This is a genomic window from Brevibacillus nigriterrae, from assembly GCF_049846925.1.
Taxonomy (GTDB): Bacteria; Bacillota; Bacilli; order Brevibacillales; family Brevibacillaceae; genus Brevibacillus_H.
Genome location: NZ_JBNCMT010000057.1, coordinates 1 through 19,000, shown reverse-complemented (window position 1 = coordinate 19,000; position 19,000 = coordinate 1). Strand labels below are relative to the sequence as shown.

Sequence of the window (19,000 nt, the reverse complement as noted above, 5' to 3'; positions counted from 1 at the left end):
ATAAGTATTTCGATTTGCTTAGAAGCGAGGCGCATACCAAAATTGTTCCACCTATAATAAACTGTAAAATATAACCCACTATAATCCCACCTTACCTGATGACAAGCTGTAAATTAAAAGTCCTATCCTTTTTTATAGTGTAATTATATTTATGTGTAAAGGAGTTTTTAATTCAACGAAGGAGAATCGTTGCTAGATAATATGAAATGGGGAGTTATTTTCCCAAGCGTCAGGAGGTAACAGAAAGTAATCGGATTGATGCATGTAATTTCTATGAATCAGTAGGATATAGTCCACAAATTCATAAAGGGTATAAAAAGAAACTCAAATAGATTTGCGAAGGCGTGGTACTTAACAATGGAAGAAGAGTTTGTTTGGGGGATTTTTGTTGCAGATAGCACAAGGGGTTTTCCTAATTTTTTTCCGATCGGAATATATACATCACGAGAAAAAGCATTGCAAGAACTTGAAATCTTACCAGAGGATACAAACTATCAAGTTCTCCGTTTACCGATTAATCGTTCCTTTGCTTATTATCATAAAAAGACAGGTAAATTGACGGGAATGGATGCTATTCAGCACGAACATTACAAACCTTTTTAAAGAACTACCTTTTTTGTGTTCCTAGAGCTTTTTGCACTGGCTTCTCACTTTTTACTAGCTTTTTAACCGCTTATAACTATTATAATAGTAGGTATATTCATTTAAAAATAATTGTGTTATACTATTAATTAAATGTGATATACTATCATCTAGTTATTATTGATCCAGAAAAGATGTGTAATAAGGTTCTGCCCTGGTTTGTTTTGACAGCTAAGGAGCACCTATATCTTTTCTGCAAATCCAGTGTATAAGGACGGTTAAAATGAGCAACAGACAAACAACTAGTACAGACGTTATCTTAATTGGTGCAGGAATCATGAGCGCGACTTTAGGGACACTGCTGAAAGAATTAGTACCGGACTGGAAAATTACAGTGTTTGAAAAGCTCGAAGACGCAGGAGAGGAAAGCTCTAACGAATGGAATAATGCGGGCACGGGCCATGCGGCTCTATGCGAACTTAATTACACCGTCGAAAAACCAGACGGAACCATAGATATTAGTAAAGCTATCAATATTAATGAACAGTTTCAGGTTTCTAAACAGTTTTGGTCGTATCTTGTAAACAAAAAACTGATTCGTAAACCGCAGGACTTTATCAAGCAACTGCCTCACATGAGTTTAGTACAAGGTGAAAATGATGTATCGTTTTTGAAAAAGCGTTTTGATGCTCTTTCAAACAATCCTCTGTTTCAAGGGATGGAATTTTCCGATAACCCGAAAAAACTGATGGAATGGATTCCGCTTATTATGAATGACCGTACATCCAATGAACCAATAGCGGCAACAAAAATCGATTCTGGAACGGATGTCAATTTTGGTGCTTTAACACGCATGTTGTTTGACCACTTAAAGAGTAAAAACGTTGATATAAAATTCAATCATAATGTTGATGATCTGAAACGTACTAGCGACGGCAAGTGGGAATTGAAAGTGCGGAATGTGGCTAGCGGTAAAGTCGAACACCATGCTGCAAAATTCGTCTTTATCGGCGGCGGGGGAGGAAGCCTTCCTTTATTGCAAAAATCCGGTATTCCTGAGGGGAAACATATTGGAGGTTTCCCGGTAAGCGGACTATTTTTGGTGTGTAATAATCCAGATGTCGTAGCGCAGCATCACGGAAAAGTATACGGAAAAGCTCCGGTTGGTGCTCCTCCAATGTCCGTACCACATCTTGACACAAGATTTATCGACAGTAAAAAATCATTGCTCTTTGGACCATTTGCCGGCTTCTCACCTAAGTTTTTAAAAACCGGTTCCATGTTTGATTTGATAGGTTCCATAAAACCGAATAATCTCGTAACTATGTTGGCGGCAGGCGCAAAAAATATTCCATTGACGAATTACCTGATCAAGGAAGTACTGTTATCGAAAGAAAAACGCATGGAAGCTTTACGGGAATTTGTCCCGAACGCGAAAAGTGAAGATTGGGATTTACTGGTCGCGGGTCAGCGCGTGCAAGTGATCAAAGATACTGCTGCCGGTAAAGGAACACTTCAATTTGGGACGGAAGTTATTAATGCCGCTGATGGCTCGATTGCTGCATTGCTCGGTGCTTCTCCGGGTGCTTCTACCGCCGTTTCTGTCATGCTTGAGCTAATTACAAAATGCTTCCCACAACAGATAGCAGCGTGGGAACCAAAAATAAAAGAAATGATTCCTTCTTATGGTGTGTCACTATTGAAAAACCCAGAGCTTATCAAAGAAATTCATACTTCAACTTCGCGTACGCTAGGCCTAAGCGAAAACAAGCAGTTACAGGTAGCTGGCCGAAGTGTATCATAAGTTTGTGAAAAAATCATTGCCTGGTAGTTCAGATAAATTTCACTTTTGATAGTTCAGGTTGACTTTGCCCTGTTATTAAGCAGGGCTTTTTTTTATTCCAAGATATATGGCAGGATACATGTAGTAGATTTAAGAATCAAATGAAACCTTCCTTTAGAATTGGTTATATGAATAAATTTATTGATGGTGAAATTATAGAGGTAGAACACAAGACTAGGATGTTTCCTCGATGCCCCAAAAATACTCAACGGCGAAGAGCTGAAGGGTTGGCAAGCAGGAGGCGAAAGCACCAAATTTGTTACTCCAAACGGATATGTCGGAAATCCACAAGAATATCAGCTTTTTTTGCAAGAAGATAAAATCGATTTCATCAGCGGTTTTATCGAGTTTGCATCACAGAAATTACTTCAATATGTAAACGAAAAAAATAAGGTGTAGGGGATGCAAAAAAAATGACCAGGCAAACACCATGTTTTGTGGTGTGGCTGGTCATTTTTTTTTTTTTACGTCTAAAACCTATTAGTTAAATATCATTATGAGCTTCTTTTCAACCCGCCAAAAGAAGTAATCGACTTGTACTCCATCTCAGTGAGCAAGCTCTTGTCACCCTTCATAAACCAGGTGTAGCTCAGCATGGCAAGGAATAAACCGAATGTCCATGCATTATCCCAAACAAAGTGAAGACTCGGAATAAAGCGGCAGGCAAGCGGGAGTATAATGCCGATTGCTAAAGCCCATAACGCTTTTTGATTATATCCTCCCAAGTAGTTGTAACGCCCATTCGGATTATACAACTCTGCCAGATGAATGCGTTTTTTGCGAACCAGCCAGTAATCAGCGATGGCAATTCCCTCAATCGGGCCAAGTAGGGCACCATACGTTCCTAACCAGCCGAAGATGTAGTTTCCGAAGTTCTCCAACAGAAACCAGGGCTGCATGAGCAAAGAAACAATACCTGTGATAATGGCTCCCATTCCGAAAGTGAATTTGCGAGGCCACAAATTTTCGACGGCGCGAGCGGGGGCAACGATATTGGCCGCTACATTCGTTGTCAGTGTGGCAAGGATAATTCCTAATGTACCCAAGAAAATGACAAACGGAGAGAACTTGGCAAGGATCGCTGCTGGATCCCAAATCGCCTCACCATACACAACAACCGTTGCAGATGCAACTGCAACCCCGATAAAGGAGAAAAAGCCCATTGTGGTAGGGAGTGCGATGGTTTGACCCACAACTTGCGCTTTTTGGCTCTTGGCGTAGCGACAAAAATCTGGGATGTTCAAGGCAAGTGTTGCCCAAAAGGCGATGGCTCCGGTAAGGGAAGGGAAGAAGATTTTCAGGAATTCACTGGTTGACGTCAATTTGGAAGGAGCAGAAAGCATCGGCCCCCAACCACCTGCAGTGCTCAATGCCCAGGCAAGGAGAGCGAGCGACATGACGATAAGAGTAGGTGCAGCCCAAAATTCCATTCTCCTGATCGCTTCAGGACCACGATAAGCAATCCACACGTTTAAGGCCCAGAAAAAGATAAATGCAATACCTAAGTGCCCAGGTACATTTTCCCAACCACTCATGGCAACCAGAAGTGTATCGATGGAGGCACCACCAAACCAACAATTGATCCCGAACCAACCGGCTCCGACGATTGCACGGGCCATGGAGGGGATGTGAGTTCCTTTTGCCCCAAACCAAAGGCGTGCAAATACAGGATAAGGAATACCGTATTTTGTACCGGCATGAGAATTTAATAAAATAGGAATGAGAACAATACAGTTTCCGAGAATAATGGTAAAGATGGCTTGCCACCAGTTCATGCCCAGTGAAATGAGACCAGCAGCCAGTGAATAAGTTGGTAAACAGATTGCCATACCAATCCAAAGGCTCGCAAAGTTGTACGACGTCCAGTGATGTTCTTCCTTCGTGGTGGGTCGCAGTCCCTCGTTAAATAATGGACTGTTTTCGATTTGTTTCAAACCTTCACGAGTTAACGTGACGATGCCGCCCTCTTCCGACTGATACTTCATGAGTGATCCCTCCTCTGATGGGTCATCTAGTAAGACGTGTGGGCGTTAAAGTTGTCTTACTGTCAGATTTGCTACAGTATATTTGACAATCTTCTGACAAATTACTGAATTTTCGTACAACTGATATAGGAAATAAAAAAGCACCTCAGCCAACAAATTGTTGTTGAGGTGCTTGCTGTATTATGGTTTGCAGATTAATTGGAAGGGAAGTATTCCTTCCAGCGATCTGTTACCAGCTTATCTACATCAGGGTGTGTGAGAACCTCCCCGGGATAGAAAGGCTTCATGCGGGCATCCACAATAAGTGGACCCTCATAACGGATCTTGTTGCGAACGATATTGGACTTCGCATACAAATCGTTGGCAGGGTCGAATCTGGTGTAGACGGTCCAGAGGAAGCTGCTTTCTTTCTGAGCAATATCTGCATCATCGACCAGACAAATCATCGGCCACTCAGCGAGGTGCTGATTCGCATATTCAACCAGGCGATCTGCCATATCAGGGTTCTGTTCAAAGCTTGGCCCAGAAACAACCAGACAACCAGGACAGAATGACTCGATTTTGCCGATTCCCGGAATTCCTTCACCGCTATAACGGGCAGGAAGCTCCCGTACAGGATCGCCAATACCTAGCATAATTCCTTTGGAACCGTGATTAAACTTGCGTCCCGTATAATCCAATGTATCATTCGAGGTATCGTTTACGATGAGCAGATCACGCTCCGGTTGGAAGCGGGCGAGCACGATCTCTAGGAACTGCTTGAATTTGGACAAGTCACACGGAACATCCGTTACCATCAAGAACTTGGTCAGAGTAAGCTGACCTTCACCCAAGATACGGAATGCGTGAGCCATTGCTTCTTTATAATAGCTTTCACGAACGATTGCTCCTGCAAGAGCGTGGAAGCCTGTTTCTCCGTATGTCCAAAGTGCTTTCACACCTGGCATAACAACGGGAAACAGAGGAGAGAGCAATCGTTGCAGATATTCACCGATGAAATAGTCTTCTTGACGGGGCTTACCAACAACAGTCGCCGGATAGATGGCGTCCTTGCGTCTCCACATCTGGTTGACTTGGAACACCGGGAAATCATGCTCCCATGAATAATAACCGAAGTGGTCTCCAAAAGGACCCTCCGGACGTCTTACGTGAGGTGGAACAACTCCGCCAAAAACAAATTCAGCTTCAGCGACAATGCGATGGGCATGATTAGGAACCTCAACCATATTTAACTTGTCTCCCATCAGAAGAGAAGCAAAAATGAGTTCTGGCACCATTTCTGGCAAAGGTGCAATCGCAGAAATAATCATCGAAGGGGGGCCACCGATGGTAAGTGTGACAGGCAGTGCCTGGTTACGCTGTTCTGCCTCGAAGTGGTGAAACCCGCCACCTTTATGTATTTGCCAATGCATACCTGTGGTTTGTTTGTCATAAATTTGAATCCGGTACATGCCCAAATTATGTTCTTTCGTATCAGGGTGCTCTGTGTACACAAGCGGGAGAGTAACGAACGGGCCGCCGTCTTCGTGCCAGCTTGTTAAAGCAGGAAGTTGAGTCAAGTCAACATCCTTCGTAGATACTTGTGTTACGGGAGCCTGTGAGGCAGAAACCTTGCGAGTGCCTGTTTTCATCACACCCATGAGTGGTTCACGAAGTTCCCACAGGGAGGATAATTTCGGTGGCAGCAAACGATCAATTCCGCCAACCAATTCCTTAACAATGTTCTCCGGTTTCGGGCCAAAGGCCATGTCCACACGTGCTGCCGTGCCAAACAGATTGGTAACAACCGGGAATGGTTTTCCTTTTACATTGGTAAACAAGAGTGCCGGGCCTTGAGCTTCAATGACACGGCGGTGGATTTCCGCCAGTTCCAGATAAGGATCGACGAGCGTATCTATTTGGACTAATTGTCCTTCCCGACGCAGTTGGTCAAGGAAAGATCGTAAATTTGTATGCATGTTATTGATGTCACCTCTATCTTCTTCACTCCTTTCTTACTGTACACGATGGGACAGGCTTTCACCAGTCCTTGCATCATTTTTTCAGTAAAATTTGGTGTAATTTCTTATTCACTTCCGGCCATTCACTATCCAAAATGCTGAAGAAAACCGTATCTCGGATATATCCACTCGGAAGCATCATGTGATTGCGCAGGATGCCTTCTTTTACACCGCCAATTCTGGCGATCGCCCGTTGCGAATTGAGATTCCTTAAATCTGTCTTCAACTGAACACGAATGCAACCAAGTTGTTCGAAACAATAACGCAACAAGAGCCATTTACACTCGGTATTAACAGCGGTTTTCCATACGGAAGGCGTCAGCCAGGTGAACCCGATCTCCAAACCTTTGTCTTTATATGAAATATTGAGAAAGCGGGTACTTCCGATCGCACGATTCGTTTGTTTATCGATAATGGCGAACGGAACCTCTTTTGCTTCCTCTTGATTGGAGAGGGCTGTTCGGATAAAAGAACCCATATCGTCTCTGGTTTTCATCGGTATTGTCATGTACTGCCAGATTTTTTCATCCTGACCGCTGATCCATAAATCCTCCAGATGATCTAGTGACAATGGCTCCAAGCGAACATAGTGTCCTTCCAATGAAACAGGTGCGATTTTTTGCACATTCACTCTCTCCTTGGCTGTACTGTTTTAAAAACGGAACAAAACAGTGCATTTGAATTTTTAGAAGAGTATCGGGAGTGCTTTTTTTTGTCAAGAGGGGAGAGGCAAACAAAAATAAAAGACCGCTTCAACTGAGAAGCGGCCACATCATTTGGATATTTTAAAATAGATCAGGCTTTACTACGTACAAGACAACAGAAAGACCCAACAAGGCAAATCCCCATGCTGTCAGGCTGAGTTGTGGTTTCATCTCTTTGTGAGGACGAGGCAGTACACCTACAACCATCATGATGAAAGCTCCTAATACCATACCAAACAATAAGAAGTACAGTAACATTCAGTACACCCTTTCAAAAAAGAAATTAATAGTATTAATAAGTTGTTAATGCTCTTAAATATTGTACTTGATTCTGTTCCGTAAATCTACCTGCTTGTCGGAAATCTCTCAAAGGTGTAATATACCTTTCAATGAAGATTGCAAGGTAGAACGGAGGAATCTCTTTGTCAGAAACCAATATACCTACTGTTGTGGTTCGGATAAGCACACAGGCTTTTCTTGTTTTATGCCGGATGTTTGACGGATTTTACGATGATCTGAAACAGCAAAATGAAGTAGATGCTGTGACCGAATCCATTGCTCAATCTCTTCTCGGTGGTGTCTCGTACCTGCAAGAGCAAACGACGAAGCCCAAGGAGCTTGCCATTGAATTTTCATATGCAGAGACTTTTTTGTTATACAAGCTGGTCAATGAGGTGTTAACGCACTTACCTGAAACAGAGGATCAAGAAAGAGTGCGTGGCTGGCTGGAAGAATGCAAATCTGCCTTCGACTTGATGAAAGACTAAGTATCTAAAGGTTAGTCATTGAACGCATTCTATTTATAGAACATTTCTATATTTACAATCTGTCTGTTCCGTGCTAGTGTAAAAGACAGCCAATTTCATAATGCGTACCAAACGGGGGCCGAGCAACGTCGGCTGAGAGTGTAACAAGTGTGTTACTTACCGTAGAACCTGAACTGGGTTATGCCAGCGGAGGAAGAGGTATCGAACGAATGAAGTGCGATCTTGCAATCTACATTGCTTATGATTGCCGACTTACGATTCGTAATGACAACCATCCGATGCCGGGTGGTTTTATATTTTTCTCTTCCACTGGCTTTATGAAACGAAGAAAGGAGTGGACGTTTGAAAACAAAACTTAGGCTTAATCAAGTGCATTTCACGTACGGTCAGCACGAGATCTTGCACAATCTTTCTTTTTCAGTGAACCAAGGAGAATTTATCAGCTTTATCGGGCACAGCGGCATTGGAAAAAGCACGTTGTTTCAGTTGACTTCCGGCTTGATTGAACCATCGGAAGGACAAATTCTGCTTGATGGACAGCCTTCCACCAAGCGGCTTGGCAAAGTAGCGTATATGCCGCAACAAGATTTATTGCTGCCGTGGCGAACCGTGTTGGAAAATGCTTTGTTGCCGTTAGAAATCCAGGGTGTCCCGAATGATCAGGCAAGGAAAAAAGTACTGGAGCAACTTCCTCACTTTGGCTTGGAATCGTATGCTGATGCTTACCCCGAAGAGCTTTCAGGAGGAATGCGCCAACGAGTCTCCCTGCTTCGAGCAACACTTACCGGGTCCTCTTTATTATTGCTGGATGAGCCCTTTAGTGCCCTTGATGGAATTACTCGCATGGAAATGCAGGAGTGGTTGCTTGGGATGTGGAGAAAGATCGGATGCACGGTCATGATGATCACACATGATCTCGATGAAGCTATTCTTTTGTCTGATCGGATCATGGTTTTAACCGATCGGCCCATCACGGAAATATGGGAAGTTCCCGTACCGATTGATCGCCAAATGAGAAGCGGACTGCGCAACGACCCGAGCTTCATGCAGATCAAGGAAAAACTCTGGAGAAAGCTGAGATATACCCAGCAGGAAATGAGTGAGGTCCAATGATGTATCCCATTCTTTCTGTCCTTATTTTGTTTGCACTCTGGGAAGCCGTTTGCTGGCTTGGCGCTTTTCCCGCATTTATTTTGCCGAGCCCATCATCTGTTATCGTTTCATTATGGGAACTGCGAGAGTTTCTGTTTGGCAACCATTTATTAGTTACGTTGAAGGAAGTCCTTCTCGGGCTGCTTGTCTCTATCATTGTTGGTGTTATGCTGGCAATTGTCATGAGATGGAATCGACCAATCGAAAAAATCATCTATCCTTACCTTGTCTTCTCTCAAACCATTCCGCTTGTGGCCTTGTCACCTGTGTTCATCATGTGGTTCGGGTATAGTCTCTCTGGAAAAATTGCCATAGCGACGTTGTTCACCTTTTTCCCAATCGTCGTCAGCATGTATGACGGGTTAGGATCTGCCCCAAAGCAAATGGTTGATTTACTGCGGACGATGGGTGCGAGCCGCTGGCAAATCTTTTGGAAGTTGCAACTGCCGTCAAGTCTTCCGCAGTTTTTCAGCGGGTTGAAAGTAGCGGCTACATTCAGTGTGACAGGGGCAACCATTGGTGAGTGGCTTGGAGCAAGTGAAGGGTTGGGCTATTTTGGCAGGAGAGCATCTGGAAATTTTCAGGCTCCCGCCTTGTTTGCCTCTGTGCTGGTTCTAGCGTTACTCGGTATCCTGTTGTTTTGCCTCGTTTCTTATATTGAACACTTGTTTGTAAAAAAACGAAAAATGGCAGTTCATCTGCGAAAGGAAGCGTAAGTAATGATAAAACGATACAAAAAATTGATTCCCGTTCTGATCTCCAGTATGCTTGCCGTTACTGTTATGGGATGCGGGAAGCAAGAGACACAATCACAAGTAGCACAACCGAATCAAGCTGCTCAACCGACTCAAATCACCGTAGCCCTTGACTGGTATCCGAATGCGGTGCACTCCTTTCTCTATGCGGCAGAAGAGCAAGGATACTTCAAAGAAGAAAATCTCGAGGTGCAACTGCAAATGCCTTCCGATGCGAATGATCCATTAAAAATGGCTGCTGCTGGTCAGGTTGACGCTGCGATCAGTTACCAGACACAAGTAATTCAAGCAAAATCCGAGGGTGTTCCTGTTGTTTCAATTGCAGGAGTTGTGTATAAGCCATTAAACACGCTTATGGTTCGTCAGGATAGCGAAATCAAATCCCCGAAAGATTTGGTTGGCAAAACCATCGGATATCCATCTATCCCGCTTGATGAAAAAATCGTCCAGCAAATGGTGCAAACTGATGGTGGTGATCCGACTTCCGTTAAATTTGCCGATATTGGTTATGACATCGTTCCAGCACTCACATCGAAGAAAGTCGATGCAGTAATTGGTGGATACATCAACCATGAGAAATTGTTGCTTGAGAAAAATGGTGTGCCTGTCACCGAAATTAGCCCGCAGCAGTACGGTGTTCCGACCTTCTATGAACTCGTGCTTGCGACAAGCAATGATACAATAGCCAAGAAACAACAGGCACTCGAGGCTTTCCTGCGAGCAGCCAAAAAAGGGCAGGAGTATGTGGCATCCCATAAAGAAACAGCATTGCAAACCCTCCTTGCTAAGCAAGCTAAGGAATTCCCACTGGAACAGGATGTAGAAATCAAAAGCTTGGATATCCTGCTTCCCCTGATGAAAAACGGTGACAAGCCTTTTGGTGTACAGGATGCAGCAGACTGGCAAACAACCATTGATTGGATGAAACAGGTTGGTTTACTTTCAACTGAGGTAAAAGTAGACGAAGTAATGAACAACCTCATTAAATAAGAGAACACGGATAGAAAAAAAGTTGGGCGCTTCTCAAAGAAGCGTCTTTTCTTTTGGCAACATATCCTGTAAAGTGTACAAGAGTTTTTCTTTGTTTGAAAATCGCAAGAAAGCCAACACTTTATATAATGAGAAAGCCAAACGGAGGTGGTCAGATGAAAAACCGCATGTATCGAATCGGCTATGATCTTGTCAGTCGGCGCGAGTTGCTTGATCGGTTGGAACTTCGAGAATGCCTCTTAGTCGAACATAAGCGAATCACAACAGGGCCCTCCGAATGGGAACAAGATACTCCTCCGGAGCAAGAAAGACATACCATCCTCGTACGTTATCAATCGAAGCCTAATGAATGGCTGACATTTACGGGTTTATATGAAATATTGTCAAGAGAACCCATTCCTTGGGTTGATCTGCCCATAGAGTATCATTTGTTTGGCGTGGAGTTAATCCCAGGCAATATCCGAAGAGATAAAGCACCGCAAGCACGCATTCCGGCTCGTACCAAACTGCAGGTAGCAGCAATCCGGGGCGAGACCGTTTTTGTCACCGTTCCCGGGCACCCTTCCCGCAAATACGAAATGTCTTTGTTCCATGCACGTTTCGCCAGAGATTTCCCGACGGAATTGGAACTAAAAGTTCAGGTTTTTGCCTTTCCACCGAGACCGGACATTTTCGTTGATTGGCTGTTGGAAGAAGGACGCAAGAGAGGGATTGTCACCTTACCGACGGGAGAACGGGTAGAGCGTTCTGCCTTTCAGGTATGGGATCAATTACGAAGCGAAGCGGGAATTAGCGTCAGTGCAGCACTCCTAGCAATCAAACAAGCCTTGCTTGTATTGGATCGGGCAGGTTTGGAAACCGAATTTCCCAATCATAATCAGGAAGTCTCCGACCTGTCCAGCATGACAGATGCAGAACGTGACGCTTTTTATTCGTACCACATGGTCAAAGCAGCGATATCCTCAGTTGCCGCTTTGTTGACACATGACCCGAAGGACCCGCTGCAAGATTTATTGTTAATGGACATCATGCTGGAGCAACAAATGAAAAGAAGAAGAGAAAATTAGTCAAATTTCTTTATTTTTCTTAATGAAAATGTTGAGAATTCGGCAAATTTGTCGTTCTACTTTCGGTCGAGAATATGTTACCGTAGAAGCAAAACGGTTAAATCCATGAAATACAATCAATGTTTTCGCATCACTTGGTTAAGACCGAAAGTGGAGGGAACAGATGATTCAGGAGCTGAGATATGAAGATATCGCAGTAGGTGATCAGGCATCATTTTCGAAAACGGTTTCAGAAAGTGATATTTACCTGTTTGCAGGCATTACGGGTGATTTTAATCCCATGCATGTCGATCAGGAATACGCCAAGAAAACCATCTTTGGAGAACGGATTGCTCATGGGATGTTAACAGCAAGTTTTATTTCCACGGTGTTGGGAATGAAGCTGCCCGGACCAAATACGATCTACCTCAGTCAGAATGTCCGGTTTCTTGCACCAGTACGAATCGGTGATACGCTTACTGTAACCGCAGAAGTAATCGAAAAAAATGATCGTAAGCGACAGATTCGCCTACAGACAAAGATCGTCAATCAACAAGGAACCATTGTTGCTGACGGAGAAGCACTTGTAATGAAGAAAGGATGACAACAAGGTGATCAGCACTATCGATAACAAACGTCGAACCGCAGAAGAATTACTACAATTCATTAAAGATGGCGATGACATTATACTTCCTCTTGCCAATGGTGAACCGCAAATTCTCCTGGATGCACTTGAGGCAAATGCCACTCGTTTTCGTGAGGTTCGCATTCATCAAATGCATGCCAGAAAGGAACGTCCGTATATCCTTGGTGCTTATCCCGGCCACTTGCGGCACGTAGCATATTTTCTAAGTGGGGCAACTCGAAAAGCTTATTGGGAAGGCGCATGCGATCTGGTCCCGAACCACTTTCATGAAATGCCTCGATTGTTAAAAGAAACTACGAAAGCATCTGTTGTCATGGCGTGTGCCTCTCCGATCGATCAACATGGTTATTTCTCACTGGGCACCCAGGCAGATTATATAGCGCCTTTCATTGGAAAGGTTCCGTTTCTGCTTGAAGTGAATGCGAATATGCCAAGAACATTCGGGAATAATCAAATTCATATCAGCCAGGTTGCTGGTTTTGTTGAAGTTGATTATCCTTTGCAGGTTGCCAATCCGCCAGAAATTACTGAAGTGGATGAAATTATTGCCGATTTGGTTGCGGAACGTATTGACGACGGTAGAACATTGCAAGTAGGGATTGGTGCGATTCCTAATGCCATTCTTTCTCGACTCAATAATCATCAGCATTTAGGGATTCATACGGAACTCCTGACTGATGGTGTGGTGGATCTGGTTGAGGCGGGGGTATTGACCGGTCTTAGCAAGACCACAAGACGTGGTAAAATCGTTTGCACATTCGCACTCGGTTCCCAACGTCTGTATGATTTTATCCATGAAAATTCTGGAGTCGAGTTTTTGTCCGTGGATATTGTGAATGATCCTCGAGAAATTGCTAAAGAAAAACGAATTGTTTCGATTAATGCTACAACAGAAGTTGATTTCTTTGGACAGTGCGCTTCCGAAACCATTGGTGGAAGATATTACAGTTCCAGTGGCGGTCAGTCCGATTTTGCTCGAGGTGCACGATTTGCAGCAGAAGGTATGGGGTTCATCTGCATGCATTCAACTACCAAACAAGGAACGATATCACGAATTCGTCCCCAGCTTTCCATTGGTTCCGTTGTGACCACCTCCAAAAACGACGTCGATCATGTTGCTACTGAATACGGGATTGCTTCCTTACGGGGGAAAAGCATTCGAGAACGTACCAAAGCACTGATCAGTATTGCTCATCCAAAGTTTCGGGAAGAATTGACGTTCGAAGCCAAGAAATTAGGATTTATGCTATAAATAATTGATTGACAAAAGACTGTAATTGCAGGAGCCTGTAAAAAGGGCTCCTTTTTTCCTGCCATTATCTACTCATTCATGATATGATAATCTGGAAAACGCTTACAAAAATACCAAATTGCAAACTTTCTGGGGAGGCTGTCCAATAGATGAGTCATCTTGAATCAAATTCTCTCGTACGAGTTCCTTCACATCTCAAACAATTCGTGGTCGAGCAGGATTACGAACGCTATACGCCGATCGACCACGCTGTTTGGAGATATGTGATGCGCCAGAACAGTCATTTTTTGGACAAAAGAGCACATGAAGCTTATATCGATGGCCTGCGCACGTCTGGTATCAGCATAGAAAAAATACCGAACGTTCACGAAATGAATCAATCCTTGTCCCAGATTGGCTGGGGTGCTGTCACGATTGATGGTTTTATCCCTGCTGTTGCCTTTTTCGATTTTCAAGCGCACGGTATTTTGCCGATTGCCTGCGATATACGCCAATACGATCACATTGCCTATACACCAGCCCCGGATATTATTCATGAAGCAGCAGGACATTCTCCGATTATCAAAGATGATAAGTACCGTACGTATTTACGTATCTTCGGTGATATCGGCTCTAGGGCGCTATCCACTCGTGAAGATTATGAACTTTATGAAGCCATTCGCCTTTTATCCATTGTAAAAGAAGACCCTGAGGCTACAAGTGAACAAGTGGAAGAAGCCGAACGGGATTTGGAACGCAAAGTTCAAGCGGTTACGGAAGTCTCAGAGGCAACACAATTGTCTCGCCTGTATTGGTGGACGGTTGAGTACGGTCTAATTGGTGACATCGAAAACCCTCTAATTTATGGTGCAGGGTTGCTTTCCTCTGTCGGGGAGAGTATGAGCTGCTTGCAGCCACATGTCACTAAGATTCTCTTTTCATTGAAGGCATGTATTGAGACTGATTTTGATATTACCAAGCCACAGCCACAGTTGTTTGTATGTCAAAACTTTGATCAACTAATAGAAGCCGTGCAGGAATTTGCCCAGACAATGGGTATGTCAGTGGGCGGTACGGAGAATCTGAAAAAAGCACAACATATGGGGCAGGTTGCTACAGCAGTTTACAGCTCGGGATTGCAGGTTAGTGGGGTATTCCATGAATTTGTATACGATGAGTCAGGTGAGGCTGTTTATTTGAAAACAAATGGACCTACTGCTTTGGCAGTTGCCGGTCAGCAGTTATCAGACCATGGAAAAGAGAAGCACAACGAAGGATTTGGCTCTCCAATTGGGTTATTGGTTGATGCGACAAAATCGCTAGAAGATATGAATGATGAAGAGTTGCATGCATTAGGTGTTGTCGTGAATCAGCAAGCTACATTGAAGTTTGCTTCAGGCATCGAGGTAAATGGTGAGGTGCGATATATTCATCGAGAAGAGGGGAAAATTGTCCTGATTGGATTTGATAGCTGTACGGTCAACCGAGGAGACAATATTTTGTTTCAATCGGATTGGGGAATATTTGATATGGCTGTAGGAGCACAAATTGTTTCTGTTTTTGCCGGAGCTGCTGATCGTGAAGAATTTGCAGTTGGAACTCACCAACCTTCCGCAGTTAAAACCAAAAAACCTCACTACTCGCCAAGAACTACTCAGTTGCATCAGCTATTCCAAACGGTTCGCTATCTTCGAGAAGGTGATTTTTCTGATGAAGAGGTTGCTCAAACCATCAAACAGGTAATGGATGAGCTGGATCAAGAATACCCAAATGACTGGCTTTTGCGTCTGGAGTTACTGGAGTGCTGTATGGATAATGAAATACTTGTATCTGAAAAAGAACAGCTCCATCGTATGCTGGTAAAGTTGGCAAATGAACAGGCAGAGAATAAACCTTTGATTGAGAACGGGCTTGGACTTTTATCGTTATGCTGATTGAGAGAAGCATACATCTCCAAATTGAGGTGTATGCTTTATTGCTTGCAACCCTTTGCAAATATACTAAATAATGGGTAAAATAAGAAGTTGACAGGTGTTGAGCGAAGTGAACCTATTAGAGAGGACACAGTAGGATATGTTGAATGAAATCAGTACGATACTACGAGAAAAATCCTTTTCACTTGCAGAACAGACGATAAAAAGTTTACCTGATCAAAGCAAAATCATGACGTATCTCATTGAAGATACGGATGATACTTATTCCATTTATATCGAACTAATACATACTCTTCTCAGTAGTACTGAATCTGGTGATTTTTCCGAAGTAATCAAGAAAGCTCAGGAATTATCGCTTTCTAGAGCACAGCATAAAGTGCCTGTCCGCTATACAATCGAGCGTGTTCGTCGTTTTCGCACCCTGATTTCAAAAGAACTGGAAGAAATCTCTCACCAATATAGCTGCATAGAAGAATATAAGATATTAATGAAGTATCAGCACGAGTTAAATAGCACGATTGATTTGTTTATTGAATGCTTTATTTGCAGTTATGAAACGTCAATGAATGAATTGGTTAATCGTTCAGATGATTTGCACAACTATGATAATTGGATAAAAGATCTTGTTTGGATGGAGCTTTCTCAATTAGTTATGTTTTCGCGAGACATTGCTGTACTGATTATTGATAACAATTTGAAAATTAAAGAGGCGAATCACGCTCTTTCCGAGATTCTCCATGTGAAACGAGAAGATATTATCGATAAAAATATTGATGATATTTTTAAACCACACAACAATGATCGTTACATACAGTGGGTGGTCGAACGAGGGGAGCATGGTCATTATGTTGCTGATTTTGGTAGTAAATGGTTAACAATTAGTACCCGACCGCTTCGTCAGAATGGTGAATTATGGGGAGCAATTGCTGTCATTCGAGATTTGACGCATAGCAAATCACTGGAAAATGAAATGACAAAACGGGAGGCACTCGCCTCTGTTGGTCAATTGGCGGCAGGAATGGCTCATGAAATACGAAATCCGCTAACATCGATCAAAGGATTTATTCAACTGATTCAGGAGCAATCTGTTTCAAATGAGCACGCCCCCTATTATTCTGTGATCTTGAGCGAAATTGAACGAATTGATGGACTGATTAACGATGTATTAGTTCTTGCTAAATATCGAGATGATAATATCGAGGCAGAAGCGTTTCAGGCTATAGAAGAAGTAATCGGTGTTGTTCGATTGCTTGAACCCGAGTTAAATCGACATGGAATTGCAATCAATTTGAAAGTTGACGCAATAAACACGTGGATTTACGGTTATCGACCGAGAATCAAGCAGGTTTTCTTGAATCTGGTCAAAAATGCGCTTGAAGCCTTGGTGCAAACTGGCACTACGGTACATATTCATGTGTTCACAACAAATAATCAGGTTGTAGTAACAGTGGAAGACGATGGTCCTGGAATTCCGGATTCGGCTAGACAATATCTGTTTATGCCTTTCTTTACTACCAAATCAGAAGGGACTGGACTAGGTTTATCAACCTCACAACGTATCGTAGCTGACCATGGCGGAGATATTTTTGTTGATAACTCTAAACAGTACGGAGGAGCACGATTTGAAGTTCGTCTTCCCATACTGAAAGAAAGGTAAAAGGTCTTTTCACGAATTCGCCTTGTTTTTAAGTTAAATTAAATTTCGTAGTGACAACGCTTCTGTTATGATGATAGATGAACATGACTACGATCATCTTAGGAGGCATTATGGAATCAAATATAACCATTTGGCTTGCATTTGGAGCCGGATTCTTATCATTTATTTCGCCTTGCTGTCTACCGCTATATCCTTCCTTCTTATCGTATATTACTGGCGTAACTGTTGATGAAGTTAAGAAAGGGAAAACGGTATTCCAAAGACAAGCTCTTTTACATACGCTGTTTTTTATCATTGGTTTTTCCATTGTGTTTGTCGCTTTGGGGCTTTCTACTTCATGGTTAGGAAGTTTTTTTGCAGGTTACAAAGACCTGATTCGACAGCTTGGTGGCATTATGTTAGTCATTATTGGATTGGTTATGCTCGGATTTATCAAAATGGAATGGATGATGCGGAACTGGCAGGTTGAATTGAAAAGTAAACCGCTTGGTTATACGGGCTCCGTCTTGGTTGGGATCACTTATGCGGCAGGGTGGACACCATGTGTAGGCCCGATTCTATCGAGTATTATTATTCTTGGGGTTACTGATCCGACTCGATCGCTTACCTATACATTGGTTTACACGTTAGGTTTTGCAATTCCGTTTTTCGTTATGACCTTCTTTGTAAGCAAGATTAAATGGATTGTAAAGTACTCTGAGTTGTTCATGAAAATTGGTGGTGGTCTCATGGTTGTGTTCGGTATCATGCTATACACGGACATGATGACGGATATTACTACTGTTCTCATTCGTTTGTTCGGAGGATTTACAGGATTCTAACAGCTCTAAGTAGCAGATAAAACGCAGATTTCTTCATCGGAAGTCTGCGTTTTTATTTTATTCTTTGTTGCGGTTAAAATTGGCATTAGATTTTTTGGTTTTTAGGTATTGACCTATTTGAAGTGGTCATGCTATATTATGAAAGTCGCTTCTGACAAACGAAAAAAACGTTGACGAGATAGCGAACGTGTTTTATAATATTGAACTTGTGATGCTCTTTGAAAACTGAACAATAAAGCGTTTTATAGTGAATCAAAACACTAGCCAAGTGAAATGTTTTGCAGTTTAGAATCAGCTCAACTTTATTGGAGAGTTTGATCCTGGCTCAGGACGAACGCTGGCGGCGTGCCTAATACATGCAAGTCGAGCGAGGGTCTTCGGACCCTAGCGGCGGACGGGTGAGTAACACGTAGGCAACCTGCCCGTAAGACCGGGATAACATAGGGAAACTTATGCTAATACCGGATAGGGTGCTTCTCCGCATGGAGGGGTACGGAAAGATGGCGCAAGCTATCACTTACGGATGGGCCTGCGGCGCATTAGCTAGTTGGTGGGGTAATGGCCTACCAAGGCGACGATGCGTAGCCGACCTGAGAGGGTGACCGGCCACACTGGGACTGAGACACGGCCCAGACTCCTACGGGAGGCAGCAGTAGGGAATTTTCCACAATGGACGAAAGTCTGATGGAGCAACGCCGCGTGAACGATGAAGGTCTTCGGATTGTAAAGTTCTGTTGTCAGGGACGAAACCGTACCGTTCGAATAGGGCGGTACCTTGACGGTACCTGATTAGAAAGCCACGGCTAACTACGTGCCAGCAGCCGCGGTAATACGTAGGTGGCAAGCGTTGTCCGGAATTATTGGGCGTAAAGCGCGCGCAGGCGGCT

17 protein-coding genes and 1 rRNA gene are annotated in these 19,000 nt (G+C 43.3%); 14 read left to right on the top strand and 4 right to left on the bottom strand.

The window, feature by feature from the left end:
- Nucleotides 1–357: 357 nt before the first annotated feature.
- Together ACPW7N_RS25655 and ACPW7N_RS25650 are read left to right on the top strand one after the other, a co-directional pair.
- Nucleotides 358–603, top strand: coding sequence for a hypothetical protein (locus tag ACPW7N_RS25655; protein WP_425654653.1), 246 nt, complete (start codon nt 358–360; stop codon nt 601–603).
- A gap of 247 nt (nt 604–850) precedes the next feature.
- Nucleotides 851–2,386 carry a malate:quinone oxidoreductase gene (locus ACPW7N_RS25650; RefSeq protein ID WP_425654658.1) on the top strand — a complete coding sequence of 512 codons (1,536 nt, stop codon included), beginning with the start codon at nt 851–853 and terminating at the stop codon, nt 2,384–2,386.
- Nucleotides 2,387–2,919: 533 nt separating this feature from the next.
- On the opposite strand, the gene ACPW7N_RS25645 is transcribed toward ACPW7N_RS25650, so the two are convergent.
- The 4 genes from ACPW7N_RS25645 to ACPW7N_RS25630 form a co-directional block, all read right to left on the bottom strand.
- Nucleotides 2,920–4,410 carry an NCS1 family nucleobase:cation symporter-1 gene (locus ACPW7N_RS25645; RefSeq protein ID WP_425654651.1) on the bottom strand — a complete coding sequence of 497 codons (1,491 nt, stop codon included), beginning with the start codon at nt 4,408–4,410 and terminating at the stop codon, nt 2,920–2,922.
- Between the two features lie 194 nt (nt 4,411–4,604).
- Nucleotides 4,605–6,368: a UbiD family decarboxylase gene (locus tag ACPW7N_RS25640; RefSeq protein ID WP_425654649.1), complete on the bottom strand. Its 1,764-nt coding sequence runs from the start codon at nt 6,366–6,368 to the stop codon at nt 4,605–4,607.
- 76 nt (nt 6,369–6,444) lie between these two features.
- Nucleotides 6,445–7,035, bottom strand: coding sequence for a GNAT family N-acetyltransferase (locus ACPW7N_RS25635; protein WP_425654646.1), 591 nt, complete (start codon nt 7,033–7,035; stop codon nt 6,445–6,447).
- A gap of 160 nt (nt 7,036–7,195) precedes the next feature.
- On the bottom strand, nt 7,196–7,372 hold the full coding sequence (locus ACPW7N_RS25630) for a hypothetical protein (protein WP_425654644.1): 177 nt from the start codon (nt 7,370–7,372) through the stop codon (nt 7,196–7,198).
- 164 nt (nt 7,373–7,536) lie between these two features.
- Between ACPW7N_RS25630 and ACPW7N_RS25625 the strand changes: the two genes are divergently transcribed.
- The 12 genes from ACPW7N_RS25625 to ACPW7N_RS25570 all read left to right on the top strand — a co-directional run.
- Entirely contained in the window at nt 7,537–7,881 is a 345-nt protein-coding gene (locus ACPW7N_RS25625; RefSeq protein ID WP_425654641.1) for a hypothetical protein, read from the top strand.
- Between the two features lie 149 nt (nt 7,882–8,030).
- Entirely contained in the window at nt 8,031–8,240 is a 210-nt protein-coding gene (locus ACPW7N_RS25620; protein WP_425654639.1) for a hypothetical protein, read from the top strand.
- The gene (locus ACPW7N_RS25615; protein ID WP_425654637.1) at nt 8,224–8,994 is read left to right on the top strand and encodes an ABC transporter ATP-binding protein; all 771 of its coding nucleotides are present in this window, start codon (nt 8,224–8,226) and stop codon (nt 8,992–8,994) included. The genes ACPW7N_RS25620 and ACPW7N_RS25615 overlap by 17 nt, the downstream gene beginning before the upstream one ends.
- Nucleotides 8,991–9,749 (top strand): ABC transporter permease, encoded by a 759-nt coding sequence (locus tag ACPW7N_RS25610; RefSeq protein WP_425654635.1) that lies wholly within the window; start codon nt 8,991–8,993, stop codon nt 9,747–9,749. The genes ACPW7N_RS25615 and ACPW7N_RS25610 overlap by 4 nt, the downstream gene beginning before the upstream one ends.
- Nucleotides 9,750–9,752: 3 nt before the next feature.
- Nucleotides 9,753–10,778, top strand: coding sequence for an ABC transporter substrate-binding protein (locus ACPW7N_RS25605; RefSeq protein ID WP_425654633.1), 1,026 nt, complete (start codon nt 9,753–9,755; stop codon nt 10,776–10,778).
- A 155-nt stretch (nt 10,779–10,933) separates the two neighbouring features.
- Nucleotides 10,934–11,845: a hypothetical protein gene (locus ACPW7N_RS25600; RefSeq protein WP_425654631.1), complete on the top strand. Its 912-nt coding sequence runs from the start codon at nt 10,934–10,936 to the stop codon at nt 11,843–11,845.
- A 163-nt stretch (nt 11,846–12,008) separates the two neighbouring features.
- Nucleotides 12,009–12,428, top strand: coding sequence for a MaoC family dehydratase (locus ACPW7N_RS25595; protein WP_425654629.1), 420 nt, complete (start codon nt 12,009–12,011; stop codon nt 12,426–12,428).
- Nucleotides 12,429–12,438: 10 nt separating this feature from the next.
- The gene (locus ACPW7N_RS25590) at nt 12,439–13,722 is read left to right on the top strand and encodes an acetyl-CoA hydrolase/transferase family protein (protein ID WP_425654656.1); all 1,284 of its coding nucleotides are present in this window, start codon (nt 12,439–12,441) and stop codon (nt 13,720–13,722) included.
- A 149-nt stretch (nt 13,723–13,871) separates the two neighbouring features.
- Nucleotides 13,872–15,635, top strand: coding sequence for an aromatic amino acid hydroxylase (locus tag ACPW7N_RS25585; RefSeq protein WP_425654626.1), 1,764 nt, complete (start codon nt 13,872–13,874; stop codon nt 15,633–15,635).
- Nucleotides 15,636–15,774: 139 nt separating this feature from the next.
- Nucleotides 15,775–17,292: a two-component system sensor histidine kinase NtrB gene (locus ACPW7N_RS25580; protein WP_425654623.1), complete on the top strand. Its 1,518-nt coding sequence runs from the start codon at nt 15,775–15,777 to the stop codon at nt 17,290–17,292.
- A gap of 107 nt (nt 17,293–17,399) precedes the next feature.
- Nucleotides 17,400–18,113: a cytochrome c biogenesis CcdA family protein gene (locus ACPW7N_RS25575; protein WP_425654654.1), complete on the top strand. Its 714-nt coding sequence runs from the start codon at nt 17,400–17,402 to the stop codon at nt 18,111–18,113.
- A gap of 302 nt (nt 18,114–18,415) precedes the next feature.
- Nucleotides 18,416–19,000: ribosomal RNA gene (locus ACPW7N_RS25570) — 16S ribosomal RNA — on the top strand; the annotation flags it as partial.

Coding starts and splice junctions, on each gene's coding strand:
- ACPW7N_RS25605 (WP_425654633.1), top strand. CDS start 9,753: ATGATAAAACGATACAAAAAATTGATTCCCGTTCTGATCTCCAGTATG.
- ACPW7N_RS25595 (WP_425654629.1), top strand. CDS start 12,009: ATGATTCAGGAGCTGAGATATGAAGATATCGCAGTAGGTGATCAGGCA.
- ACPW7N_RS25610 (WP_425654635.1), top strand. CDS start 8,991: ATGATGTATCCCATTCTTTCTGTCCTTATTTTGTTTGCACTCTGGGAA.
- ACPW7N_RS25655 (WP_425654653.1), top strand. CDS start 358: ATGGAAGAAGAGTTTGTTTGGGGGATTTTTGTTGCAGATAGCACAAGG.
- ACPW7N_RS25645 (WP_425654651.1), bottom strand. CDS start 4,410: ATGAAGTATCAGTCGGAAGAGGGCGGCATCGTCACGTTAACTCGTGAA.
- ACPW7N_RS25580 (WP_425654623.1), top strand. CDS start 15,775: ATGTTGAATGAAATCAGTACGATACTACGAGAAAAATCCTTTTCACTT.
- ACPW7N_RS25585 (WP_425654626.1), top strand. CDS start 13,872: ATGAGTCATCTTGAATCAAATTCTCTCGTACGAGTTCCTTCACATCTC.
- ACPW7N_RS25630 (WP_425654644.1), bottom strand. CDS start 7,372: ATGTTACTGTACTTCTTATTGTTTGGTATGGTATTAGGAGCTTTCATC.
- ACPW7N_RS25600 (WP_425654631.1), top strand. CDS start 10,934: ATGAAAAACCGCATGTATCGAATCGGCTATGATCTTGTCAGTCGGCGC.
- ACPW7N_RS25640 (WP_425654649.1), bottom strand. CDS start 6,368: ATGCATACAAATTTACGATCTTTCCTTGACCAACTGCGTCGGGAAGGA.